General features: G+C 59.8%; 11 protein-coding genes and 1 tRNA gene. All 12 read left to right on the top strand.

Features of this window, described 5'->3' with window-relative positions; translation table 11 throughout:
* The first annotated feature begins 13 nt into the window (after window positions 1–13).
* The 12 genes from ACO6BQ_RS03720 to ACO6BQ_RS03665 all read left to right on the top strand — a co-directional run bounded on the left by ACO6BQ_RS03720 (window position 14) and on the right by ACO6BQ_RS03665 (window position 12,260).
* Window positions 14–1,021 carry a deoxyguanosinetriphosphate triphosphohydrolase gene (locus tag ACO6BQ_RS03720; RefSeq protein ID WP_489119575.1) on the top strand — a complete coding sequence of 336 codons (1,008 nt, stop codon included), beginning with the start codon at window positions 14–16 and terminating at the stop codon, window positions 1,019–1,021.
* A 13-nt stretch (window positions 1,022–1,034) separates the two neighbouring features.
* Window positions 1,035–2,819 carry a DNA primase gene (gene dnaG, locus ACO6BQ_RS03715; RefSeq protein WP_489119574.1) on the top strand — a complete coding sequence of 595 codons (1,785 nt, stop codon included), beginning with the start codon at window positions 1,035–1,037 and terminating at the stop codon, window positions 2,817–2,819.
* A gap of 112 nt (window positions 2,820–2,931) precedes the next feature.
* Window positions 2,932–4,077, top strand: coding sequence for an RNA polymerase sigma factor RpoD (gene rpoD, locus ACO6BQ_RS03710; protein WP_489119573.1), 1,146 nt, complete (start codon window positions 2,932–2,934; stop codon window positions 4,075–4,077).
* Between the two features lie 37 nt (window positions 4,078–4,114).
* On the top strand, window positions 4,115–5,233 hold the full coding sequence (rpoD, locus tag ACO6BQ_RS03705) for an RNA polymerase sigma factor RpoD (RefSeq protein ID WP_489119572.1): 1,119 nt from the start codon (window positions 4,115–4,117) through the stop codon (window positions 5,231–5,233).
* Between the two features lie 341 nt (window positions 5,234–5,574).
* A tRNA-Asn gene (locus ACO6BQ_RS03700) sits at window positions 5,575–5,650 on the top strand.
* A 71-nt stretch (window positions 5,651–5,721) separates the two neighbouring features.
* Window positions 5,722–6,411 (top strand): tRNA (adenine(22)-N(1))-methyltransferase, encoded by a 690-nt coding sequence (locus tag ACO6BQ_RS03695; protein WP_489119571.1) that lies wholly within the window; start codon window positions 5,722–5,724, stop codon window positions 6,409–6,411.
* Between the two features lie 11 nt (window positions 6,412–6,422).
* On the top strand, window positions 6,423–7,232 hold the full coding sequence (locus ACO6BQ_RS03690) for a Nif3-like dinuclear metal center hexameric protein (RefSeq protein ID WP_489119570.1): 810 nt from the start codon (window positions 6,423–6,425) through the stop codon (window positions 7,230–7,232).
* A gap of 31 nt (window positions 7,233–7,263) precedes the next feature.
* Complete coding sequence (lepA, locus tag ACO6BQ_RS03685) at window positions 7,264–9,063, top strand: translation elongation factor 4 (protein ID WP_489119569.1); 1,800 nt, start codon at window positions 7,264–7,266, stop codon at window positions 9,061–9,063.
* Window positions 9,056–10,219 (top strand): radical SAM family heme chaperone HemW, encoded by a 1,164-nt coding sequence (gene hemW, locus ACO6BQ_RS03680; RefSeq protein WP_489119568.1) that lies wholly within the window; start codon window positions 9,056–9,058, stop codon window positions 10,217–10,219. The genes lepA and hemW overlap by 8 nt, the downstream gene beginning before the upstream one ends.
* Window positions 10,220–10,286: 67 nt before the next feature.
* Complete coding sequence (locus tag ACO6BQ_RS03675) at window positions 10,287–10,568, top strand: glutaredoxin (protein WP_489119567.1); 282 nt, start codon at window positions 10,287–10,289, stop codon at window positions 10,566–10,568.
* A gap of 190 nt (window positions 10,569–10,758) precedes the next feature.
* Window positions 10,759–11,115, top strand: coding sequence for an OadG family protein (locus ACO6BQ_RS03670; protein WP_489119566.1), 357 nt, complete (start codon window positions 10,759–10,761; stop codon window positions 11,113–11,115).
* A 17-nt stretch (window positions 11,116–11,132) separates the two neighbouring features.
* Window positions 11,133–12,260, top strand: coding sequence for a sodium ion-translocating decarboxylase subunit beta (locus ACO6BQ_RS03665; protein WP_489119565.1), 1,128 nt, complete (start codon window positions 11,133–11,135; stop codon window positions 12,258–12,260).
* Window positions 12,261–12,507: the final 247 nt, after the last annotated feature.

The following is a 12,507-nucleotide window of genomic DNA, read 5'->3' as shown; positions in this document are numbered from 1 at the left end:
GGAGGTGGCGGCGTTGACCGTCCGAGAACGTCTTGAGATGCAGGAGGATGCACTCCTCTCACCGCTGGCAGCGCGAAGCCGAGATGCAAAGCGCAGTCATCCGATGGAGGAGTGCCCTTTTCGCACGAAGTTTCAGCGTGACCGCGACCGCATCCTGCACTCGAAATCCTTTCGTCGGCTCAAACACAAGACGCAGGTCTACATCGTCGCGGGCGATCACTACCGCACGCGCATGACGCACAGCCTCGAGGTGGCGCAGATCTCGCGCACGATTGCACGTGGGCTGCGTTTGAACGAAGATCTGACGGAGGCAATCGCACTCGGGCACGATGTTGGGCACACGCCGTTCGGACATGCGGGCGAGGCGGTCGTGGACGAGCTCACGGGGCATTTTGCCCACAACGAGCAGAGTCTGCGCATGGTGGAGATCCTCGAGCGCGGCGGGCACGGTCTGAACCTCACGGGCGCGGTGCGCGACGGCATCCTGAACCATACGGGGCGGGGGCTGCCCTCCACGTTCGAGGGACGGATCGTGCGCATCGCCGACCGCATCGCCTACCTCTGCCACGACTACGACGACAGCATCCGTGCGGGGCTGCTCACGCCCGAGGAACTCCCCGCCGAGGTGCGGGATGCGTTCGGCTCGGACACTTCCGCGATGATTACAAGCATGGTTTCCGATATGATTGTCACCTCGGAGGCGTGCGGTGATGCGGCACTCTCAGAGCCCGTGCAGCGTGTGATGGATGCGTTCCGCGCGTTCATGTTCGAGCGTATCTACCACTCCAAGACACTCGCGCACGAGCGTGCACAGGCGGGCTTTGTGCTGCGTGCGCTGATGGATCACTTCACCGTGTATTTTCACACGCTCCCGCATGAATTTATTGCGCGGGAGGAAAAGTGGGGGCGCGAACAGTGCGTGGTGGACTATGTGGCGGGGCTGACGGACAGCTACGCCGTCGCACTCTTCCGCGAGATCTACATCCCGCCCGTGGATCAGATGACGATTAAGCCAATATAAAAGGAGAAAACTCATGCGTGACCCGAGGATGGAGGCCTTTGTGCAGCAGGTGCGCGCGCAGACCGACATCCTTGCCGTCGTGCAGGGCTATGTTCCTCTGAAGCGCAAGGGCAATCGCTATTGGGGCTGCTGCCCCTTTCACAACGAAAAGACTGCGTCGTTTTCCGTCGTGCCTGCCGACGGTTTCTTTTACTGTTTCGGCTGCCATGCGGGCGGCGACGCATTCAAATTCATCTCGCTCATGGAGCACATCACCCCGTTTGAGGCGATTGTGCGGCAGGCGGAGCAGCTCGGCATCGAAAAGCCCGCACAGAAGCGCGATCCACGTGAGGAGGCGCGTCTGCGCGAGCTGGATGATCTCAGGAAGGTCAACGCGCTCGCACGGGATTTTTTTCATAACTGTCTCACCATGACCCGCTACGGCGCGGCGGGGCGGGACTACCTCGCGGGGCGCGGCATCACGGCGGAGGCGATCGAGCGGTACGGCATCGGCTTCGCGCCGGACGCGTGGTCGAAGCTCTCCGATGCGTTCCAAAAGCGCGGCATCTCCGAGAACCTCCTTGTGACGGCAGGGCTTGCGGTCAAACGTGAGCGTGGCGGGAGCGTGTATGACCGCTTCCGCAATCGCGTCATCATTCCGATTGCGGACGAGCGCGGGCGCATTGTCGCGTTCGGCGGACGTGCACTCGGCGACGCGCAGCCGAAATACCTGAACACGGCAGAGACACCTGTCTTCAACAAGCGCAAGCTCCTCTTTGGGCTGGACCGCGCGCACCGTGCGATTGCGAGCGCGGGCGCGGCGATCGTCGTCGAGGGCTATATGGACGCGATTGCTGCGTGGGAGGCGGGCGTGTCGAATGTGGTTGCGACACTCGGCACGTCGTTTACGGAGGGTCATGCGGCACTCCTTCTGCGCCGCGCATCGCGCATCGTCTTTTGCTACGACAGCGATACAGCGGGGCAGGAGGCGACACTGCGCGCACTCGCAGCAGTGCGCGGGAGCACGGCAGAGGTGCGCGTGCTCCTCCTACCCGACGGCAAGGATCCCGACGAGTATGTCCGCACGCACGGCGCGGAGGCGTTCCGTGCCCTCGTGGAGACGGCGGTTTCTGCCCCTGTGTTTCGGCTGCGCCATGTGCGCGCACATATGGAGGACACGGTGGACGGGCGGCGCACGGCACTGCGTGCGATGCTGCCTGTGCTCGCCGAGCTCGATCCCGTCACGCGTGCTGCCTATGTGCGGCAGACGGCGGCGGAGCTTTTTCTCGATGAGGGGGTGGTCGTGGATGCGCTGCGCTCTTACCTGCGGCACGGCGGAGCAGAGCAGACACCCGCGCGTGCAGCAGAGCAGCGTACGCCTGTACGGAAGGCCGATGATGCACTGCGCCGTGCAGGACGTGAGCTGCTCGCTGCAATTTGGTACGATCCTGCATTTCTCACCGAAATTTTATCTTCCGTCCCGCTGGCACATTTTCCCGATGCGGGCATCGGCGAAATCCTGCGCGCGATGGAGGAACACCGCGCGGCGGGCGGCACATTTGATGCGGACTTTATCGCCGCACAGCCTACGGCGGCGGGGGCTGAGCTCGCCCGTGCACTCGTTGAGGAGGGGCGCACGCGTGCGTCCTGCCGTGAGGCTCTGGGGATTCTGCGGCGGACATACCTGACCGCCGAGCTGGCACGTCACACCCGTCTTGCCGAAGAAATGATGCAAGAAGGAAAAGAGGCATACATTGACGAATTAAACGAAGTGAAGAGAATCCAGGACGAGATTGCCCGTGAAAATTTGCACGAATGACTTTTGTATCCGTATATTTTCAACGATATAGTAAACAATAGAGGTTATTAAATAGGAATCACTGAGCTTATCAACACATCTACAACACTACGAACTGAAAGGAGGGGGCACGATGGCAACGGCAGCAGCACGGCTGGAACGGGAAGAACTAAGCGTAACGGGAATATTGGACAAACTCGCGGCAAAGGGAAAGGCAAACGGCGGTACACTGACCTGCGGTGAACTCATCGCGGCATTTGACGCATGGACGATGACCCCCGACGATATGGATGAGCTCTATCAACGTCTCAGCGACGAGGGCGTGGAACTCGTGGACGATACAACGGTCGGCGATAGCGCGGGGGAGGATGCGCTTGCGCCGATGGATGAGATCGACAAGGACGAGGTGGAGGAGGTCGAGATTGACCTCTCCGTTCCCGAGGGCGTTGCGCTCGATGACCCCGTCCGCATGTATCTCAAGGAGATTGGACGCGTACCTCTGCTGACGTCAGAGGAGGAGGTCGATCTCGCGCGGCGCATGGAGGCGGGCGATGAGAGTGCGCGCCATCGGCTCGAGGAGGCGAATCTGCGCCTCGTCGTGAGCATTGCCAAACGCTACGTCGGACGCGGCATGCTCTTCCTCGACCTCATCCAGGAGGGCAACCTCGGCCTCCTCAAGGCAGTCGAGAAGTTTGACTACAGCAAGGGGTATAAATTCAGCACCTACGCGACGTGGTGGATTCGTCAGGCGATTACGCGTGCGATTGCCGATCAGGCGCGGACGATCCGCATCCCCGTCCACATGGTTGAGACAATCAACAAATACATCCGCATTTCGCGCCAGCTCCTGCAGGAACTCGGCCGTGACCCAACCCCCGAGGAGATCGCAAAGCACATGAGGCTGAGTGCGCTGCGCGTGCGCGAAATCATGAAGATCGCACAGGAGCCTGTTTCTCTCGAAACACCGATTGGCGAGGAGGAGGACTCCCCCCTCGGTGACTTCATCGAGGACGAGGCAGCACTCGATCCGGCGGATGCGGCATCGATGATGCTGCTCAAGGAGCAGATTGCGGATGTGCTCAAGACCCTCGCCCCACGCGAGGCGGAGGTGCTGCGTCTGCGGTTCGGACTTGAGGACGGGCGGTCGCGCACGCTTGAGGAGGTCGGACAGAGCTTCGGCGTGACGCGTGAGCGCATCCGACAGATTGAGGCAAAGGCGCTCAGGAAGCTGCGGCATCCCGTGCGCCTACGCAAACTACAGGGAAACATTGATCTTTGAGGCGGAAGCCTTGCGAATACGACAGGAGGACAGCGTTATGACAGAGGGGACGGAGCAGAAACAAGCGCCGGGCGCCGACATCATTGAACGTCTGCTTGCCAAAGGCAAGAAAAATGGCGGCACGCTGACGTATGGCGAACTCATCGACGCGCTCCAAAAACAGGATATGTCCCCCGACGAAATGGACGACATGTACCAGCGGTTCAGCGACGAGGGCGTTGAGATCGTCGATGATGTACCGACAGTTGTGGAAGAAGAACCCGTGGATGATGACCCGCCCGAGAAGGAGGAGGAGGTCGAGATCGACCTCTCCGTACCCGAGGGCATCTCGCTCGACGATCCCGTTCGGATGTACCTGAAGGAGATCGGTCATGTACCCCTCCTCACGGCAGAGGAGGAGGTTGAGCTCGCTCAGCGCATGGAGGCGGGCGACGAGAGCGCACGCCACCGGCTTGAGGAGGCGAATCTGCGCCTCGTTGTGAGCATCGCCAAACGCTACGTCGGACGCGGCATGCTCTTCCTCGACCTCATCCAGGAGGGCAACCTCGGCCTCCTCAAGGCGGTCGAGAAGTTTGACTACAGCAAGGGCTATAAATTCAGCACCTACGCGACGTGGTGGATTCGGCAGGCAATCACGCGTGCCATCGCAGATCAGGCGCGAACGATCCGCATCCCCGTCCACATGGTCGAGACGATCAACAAGCTCATTCGCATCTCGCGTCAGCTCCTGCAGGAGCTTGGACGCGACCCGCGTCCCGAGGAGATCGCAAAGGAAATGGGCATCAGTGTCGCGCGTGTGCACGAGATTATGAAGATCGCACAGGAGCCTGTTTCTCTCGAAACACCGATTGGCGAGGAGGAGGACTCCCACCTCGGCGACTTCATCGAGGACGAGGCGGCACCTGCACCCGCAGAGGCAGCGTCGTTTATGCTCCTCAGAGAACAGCTTGAGGAGGTCTTAGAGACTCTCACTGACCGCGAGAAGAATGTCCTGCGTCTGCGCTTCGGGCTGGAGGATGGGCGGTCGCGCACTCTTGAGGAGGTCGGACAGAGCTTTGGCGTGACGCGTGAGCGCATCCGCCAGATTGAGGCAAAGGCACTGCGCAAACTGCGTCACCCGAGCCGCAGCAAGGTGCTGCGTGACTTCTTGGAGTAGTTGACGAAGTGGGCTGAATATCGTATAATAAGCATACAAAAAGGGCACTGCCGGTAAAACGGTCAGTTCCCAAACTCAGTATTAGGTAAGATTACCCGCCTAAAGTTGGTACCTGCAGGCGGGTTCTCTTATGTCCTTAAGGCTACGACACAGATCGTTATGAGAAATACGACTGTTAAAAAATCGTAAAGAGTCATAAGCATCGCCCCCTTCCAAGGGGACTAACCGCCTACCGCATGGCAGTGCCTGTTTTGATTATAACACGCATGTTTGTCCTGTACAAGCAACATTTTACTTGACACACGGGCGTATTCCCCTTATAATATCAACGTCTGACACATTCCTCGATAGCTCAGTCGGTAGAGCGTCTGACTGTTAATCAGAATGTCACTGGTTCGAGTCCAGTTCGAGGAGCCATTTGCAACAACAGGAGTGTAACGCAGCAGTTACACTCCTTTCTTATGTCTGTCAAAAAAAGGGGGGCGTGTATGCAGCTTGATGCACGGCTTGCGGCGATCGCCGCATTTGTTCCGCACGGAACGGCAGTTGCGGACATCGGGGCGGATCATGCCTACCTTGCCGCGACCCTCGTCATGAATGGGATCGCGCGACGCGCCGTTGTCGGCGACCTCAGTGCGGGTGCATGTGCGGCGGCACGGCGTACCGTGGGAACGCAGCGACTCACACGCGAGATCGACGTGCGGCAGGGCGACGGGCTGTCTGTGCTCGCCCCCGGCGAGGCGGAGTCCATCGTCATTGCAGGCATGGGCGGCGCACTGATTGCAGAGATTCTTGCGGATGCACCCGATGTTCTTGCTGACGTGCAGACCCTCGTCCTGCAGCCGATGAACAGCGCGACAAAGCTGCGCCGCTGGCTCTATGAAAATGGCTGGGACATCGTCGATGAAACACTGGCGCATGCGGGTGGGCATCTCTACGAGATCATTCGCGCCGAGCGCGGTGTGCGAGAGCTTCCCGACGAGGTTTTTCTGCTCATTGGGGCAAAACTGTTCGAGAAGCGCGACCCTCTCCTGCATGAGCATATTGAAGGAAAGATTGCAAAGCTCACCCGTGCCGTCGAGGGCATGAATGCCAGCGCAGCAGCGCGGCAGAGCACGGAGTATCGTGAAACGGTATCGAGATTAGCAGCACTGCGAACACTGCTGATGTTACTTTGAGAGGAGACCCCATGCTCAGCTGTCAGCTTATCATGAACGCGCTTGAGCGCATCGCACCGCGCCGTCTGGCGGAGGACTGGGACAACCCCGGTCTTCTTGTCGGCAGCTACGCGCAGAAGGTCGGGCGCGTGCTCATTGCGCTTGACGTTGACGATGCCGTCGTCGCGGAAGCCATCGAACGCAAGGCGGATCTGATCGTCGCGCACCACCCCGCGATCTTTCGCGGCATCAAGCAGCTGCGCACCGACCTCCCGCTTGGAAAACGCCTCGCCGCACTCCTCACGCACAACATCGCCGTTGCGGCGGCACATACGAACCTCGATGTAGCGCGCGGCGGCGTGAACGATGTGCTCGCCGCGCATCTCGGGTTGGAAAAGCTCGCCGCCTTCGTCGTCACCTACCAGGAGGACGGCGTGACGGAGAGCATCGGGCGCGTCGGAACGCTCCCCGCCCCAATGAGAATCGAGGACTTTGCACGCAGCGTCAAAGAGCGGCTCCATGTCTCGCACGTCCGCCTTGCTGCCGCTGCTGTGCGTCCTGTGCGCCGTGTCGCCGTCTGCGGCGGCGCGGGGGTGGATTTCATCGACGATGCCGTGCGGCGCGGTGCGGATGTCTACGTCACGGGCGACGTGAAGTACCACGACGCGCAGCGTGCCGTCGAGCAGGGCATGCACATCATCGATGCGGGGCACTTCGGCACGGAGGTTCTCGTCCTGCCCGTCCTCGCCGAACAATTACGCACAGAACTTGCATCCGAACGCGGAGAGATTGAGATTTTCGTCACAAACACGCAGCATGATGTGTTCGATGTAATAATATAGAAGAAAACATGAAAGGGGAAGGGGAGACACAATGGATCAGAAGCATATCCGCAATTTTTCCATCATCGCCCACATCGACCACGGCAAATCCACCATCGCCGACCGCCTCATTGAGTACACGGGCACACTCAGCGAGCGCGAGATGGAGGCGCAGGTGCTCGACAGCATGGATCTCGAGCGCGAGCGCGGCATCACCATCAAGGCGCAGACGGTGCGTCTCGACTATCGCGGCGAGGACGGGGAACTTTATGAACTGAACCTTATTGACACACCCGGTCATGTAGATTTTACTTATGAAGTCTCGCGCAGTCTTGCCGCGTGCGAGGGCGCACTCCTCGTTGTCGACGCGGCGCAGGGCGTGGAGGCGCAGACCCTCGCGAACGTCTATCTCGCATTGGAACACGACCTCGAGATCGTCCCCGTCATCAACAAGATCGACCTGCCGAGTGCCGAACCGGACCGCGTCAAGACAGAGATCGAGGACACCATCGGTCTGGACACGAGTGCCGCCGTTCTCGCCTCGGCAAAGACGGGGCTCGGCATCAAGGAGGTGCTCGATGCTGTCGTCGCCTTCGTCCCGCCGCCGGAGGGCGACCCCGATGCGCCGCTCAGAGCACTCATCTTCGACTCCTACTTCGACCCGTATAAGGGCGTCATCGCAAACGTACGCGTGAAAGAAGGCACAATCAAAAAAGGCATGAAGCTAAAGCTCATGGCGACGGGCAAGACCTTCGAGGTGACGGATGTCGGCTGCTTCCGTCCGCAGCCCATCGACACGGGAGAACTTCGCACGGGGGAGGTCGGCTTTATCGCGGGTGCGCTCAAGGACGTGCGCGACGTGCGCGTGGGCGATACCGTGACGAGCGCGGAGCGTCCTGCGGCTGAGGCACTGCCCGGCTATCGCGGCGTCACCCCGATGGTGTTCTGCGGGCTCTACCCAGAGGACAGCAAGGACTACGACAACCTCCGCGAGGCTCTGGAAAAACTCCAACTCAACGATGCCGCCCTCGTCTTCGAGCCGGAGACCTCCATCGCGCTCGGCTTCGGCTTCCGCTGTGGCTTCCTCGGACTCCTCCACATGGACGTGATCCAGGAGCGTCTCGAGCGCGAGTACAACCTCGGGCTCATCATGACAGCGCCCTCTGTTGTTTACCACGTCTACCGCACCGACGGAACGATGGTGGAGGTCAGCAACCCCGCCGACCTCCCGCCCCAGACCGAGATCGACCACATCGAGGAGCCGTGCGTCAAGGCGACCGTCATCGTGCCGAAGGACTACGTCGGCGCGGTCATGGAGATCTCGCAGGAAAAACGCGGCGTGTTCCAGACCATGGACTACCTCGACGCGACGCGCGTCATGGTGCTCTACCACATCCCACTGAACGAAATCCTCTACGACTACTTCGATCGGCTGAAATCGGCGACGCGGGGCTATGCGTCCCTCGACTACGAGCTCATCGACTACCAGACCTCGAGCCTCGTCAAGCTCGACATCCTCCTCAACGGCGACACTGTGGACGCACTCTCGACCATCGTCCACCGTGACCGCGCCGTCACACGCGGCCGGCAGCTCGCGGTAAAGCTCAAGGGCATCATTCCGCAGCAGATGTTTGAGATCCCCATACAGGCGGCAATCGGGAGCAAGATCATCGCACGCGAGAACGTACGCGCTCGCCGCAAAGACGTTCTGGCAAAATGCTACGGCGGCGACATCACGCGCAAGCGCAAGCTGCTCGAAAAGCAGAAGGAAGGCAAGAAGCGCATGAAAGCGGTCGGCAGCGTCGAGCTCCCGCAGGAAGCGTTTATGGCGGTGCTGAAAATTGATGAATAACGCGCATGTGAAAAAATGGGGGATCTACGCCCACATACCCTATTGCGTGAAAAAATGTGCATACTGCGACTTCGTTTCCTCCTCCGTAGGCAAGAATACGCGTGCGGAGATGGAGGACTATGCGGCGGCGCTTCGGGCGGAGATCCTGCGCGAAGTGCCGCCGCTTCGTGCCCGATGGGGTGATGCGACGACCGTCTACATCGGCGGCGGCACGCCGACCGCACTGCCCATGCCGCTGCTCACGGGAATCCTGCAAACGCTCCGCGACACCGCGGGGGCACCGCAGGAGTGCACCGTCGAGGCGAATCCCGGCACAGTGGATGCGGACTGCCTCGCGCGGCTGCGTGCGGCGGGAGCGAACCGCCTCAGCCTCGGCGTGCAGAGCTTTGACGACCGCCTGCTTCGCGCCATCGGGCGCATTCACACGGCAGAGGAGGCACGCGCGGCATTTCGCGCGGCGAGTGCGGCGGGTTTCGACAACATCAGTCTCGACCTGATGTACGGACTGCCGACGCAGACCCTCGACGATCTAAAGGAGAGCGTCGCGGAGACGCTTGCTCTCGCGCCCGAACACATCTCCGTCTATGGGCTGATTGTCGAGGAGGGCACGCCATTCGCGGCAGCGGAGGCGGCGGGACAGCTCGCACTCCCGAGCGAGGAGACGGCAGAGGAGATGTATGACTACCTCATGGAGGAACTTCCCGCACATGGGTATGCACGCTACGAGATCTCGAACTTTGCACGCGCGGGATATGAGAGCCGCCACAATTGCGGCTATTGGCGGAACGCGCCGTACCTCGGCATCGGTGCGGCGGCGCACGGGTACATCGACGGTGTGCGCTGGGGCAACGAGCCTGACACGGAGAGATACATCCGCGCCATGCAGACGGGCAGGAGTGTCCGCACGCCCGAGGACACGGAGCGCACCCGCGAGAATGCAATGGAGGAGTATGCCTTTCTCGCTCTGCGCACGCGAGAGGGGATTGATACGGCGGACTTTCAGCGCACCTTCGGCACAGACATTGATGCCGTATATGGGACGGTGATTGAGAAATATATCACGCAGGGGCTCCTTTGCCGTGCACAGAGCCACATTGCTCTCACCGATGCAGGCATGAAGCTCGGTAACGAAGTCTTCGCCGCCTTTTTGCATTAGAGAAAAATTTGTGCTATGATAGGTAATACCCAATTTTCAGTTCGAGCATTCAAAAGGAGAAATTACCATGAAAACATTGACCATGATCGAGATGGCGGGCTGCCCCTACTGCGCGAACGCACACCGCGCGATCGAGGCACTGCGCGCCGAGGGCTACGAGGGCGTGCAGGTTGACTTTATCGACGAGAACAACGAGCCGGCGAAGACACAGCCGTTTGCGGGGCAGTATTACTATGTCCCGAGCATCTTCATGGACGGGGAAAAGCTCTATGAGGCGCAGCCGGGGCAGAGCTATGACAAGATCTATGCTGCGGTAAAGAGCACGTTTGAAGCGGCGCGAGCAGACTAAGGACGCCTGATTCATGGAAAATATGCACAGATTTCATGAAAAAAACGCAAAATAAATCTTGTAAAACCATTTGAAATCACGCATAATGAAGAAAGCGTTATATTCGTAATATATATACAACCTCGTGAGTGCCAACGTATACGGGTAACGCTGCGGCGTTCACGAGGGAAAAACAAGATGAGGTGAGTTTATGCATCAACCCGTAACCGACAACCCATTCGTCATCATGATCATCAACATGGTCATCGTCTTCGCCGTGTTGACTGCGATCTGGGGGCTCATCGAGCTGACCCACATCATTGATCCGACGAAGAAAAAGGCAGAGCCGCCCGCAGCAGCTCCTGCCGCGCCGACTCCTGCATCCGCACCGGCAGCTCCTGCCGCTCCCGCAGTTCCGGCGGGGCTCAGCACGGAGACCGTCGCCGTTATTGCGGCAGCCGTCACCGCCTGTGGCTACAGTGCCGAGCAGATTCACGCCATTCGTCCGGCGGAGCAGCCTGCGTGGCGCAACTTTGGTCGTACGAGTGGTATGCGTACGCCGCGCTGAGAAGGGAGTGAGAGATTATGGATTTCATTAACGCATTTACCGTCTCCCTGCAGGCAGTCGTCGATGGCAGCGGATTCGTCGGCATGACCGGCGGCAACATCATCATGATCGTCGTCGGTCTTGTCCTGCTCTACCTCGCGTTCGCACGCGACTTCGAGCCGCTGCTCCTCAGTCCGATTGCATTCGGCTGTGTCCTCGCGAACATTCCGTTCAACGGCTTTGAGGAGCCGGGCGTTATGTCCGCGATCGGCATGGGCATCAAATACGAGATCTTCCCGCCGCTCATCTTCCTCGGTGTCGGTGCGATGACGGACTTCGGTCCGCTGATTGCACGTCCCTCGAGCCTTCTCATGGGCGCTGCGGCACAGTTCGGCGTCTTTGTTGCTCTCCTCGGTGCGATGATGCTTGGCTTCACGGCACAGGAGGCAGGCTCCATCGGTATCATCGGCGGTGCGGACGGTCCGACGTCGATCTACCTCACAACCAAGATGGCACCGCACCTCCTCGGCGCGATCGCCGTCGCGGCATACACCTACATGGCACTCGTGCCGCTCATCCAGCCGCCCGTCATGAAGCTCCTCACATCGAAGAAAGAGCGTGAGGTCGTCATGGAGCAGGCGCGTGAGGTCACGAAGTTCGAGCGCATTGCATTCCCGATCGTCTCGACCATCTTCATCAGTCTGCTGCTCCCATCCATCACCGCACTGCTCGGTATGCTCATGCTCGGCAACCTCTTCCGTGAGAGCGGCGTGACGGATCGTCTCTCCGATACGGCGCAGAACGCGCTCATCAACACCGTCACGATCTTCCTCGCCCTCGGCACGGGTCTCACCATGAGCGCGGAGAGCTTCCTCGTCAAGGAGACCATTCTCATCATCTGCCTTGGTCTCGTCGCGTTCATCTTCGGCACGGCGGCGGGCGTTGTCCTCGGCAAGATCATGTGCCGTGCGACAGGGTGGAAAGTCAACCCGCTCATTGGCTCGGCGGGCGTCTCCGCTGTTCCGATGGCGGCACGCGTCAGCCAGATCGTCGGAATCAAGGCAAAGCCGGGCAACTACCTCCTCATGCACGCCATGGGGCCGAACGTCGCCGGTGTTATCGGTACGGCGGTCGCGGCAGGTACTATGCTCGCAATGCTGATGTAATCTACACAGCATTTGACAAAATCCTTCTTCCTATGTACTATGGGGGAAGGATTTTCTATTGCTCGTATTGTTCTTCCACCGATATGAGCAGAGGGCGGCATGGTGTCCCAAAGTATTTGTGTGGGACATCATATCCCCATAGAACAACATAGGAATCGCTGATAAAATGAAGTCCGTCAGATTGGCGTAGATCTTTTCGTCCGAACAAGGAGGCAAACCGGACGCATAGCCAAAGCTATGTGGAGGA

The organism is Centipeda sp. (in: firmicutes) (assembly GCF_057271695.1).
The sequence above is the reverse complement of the archived record's forward strand: the minus strand, read 5'-3'. Positions and strand labels throughout refer to the sequence as shown.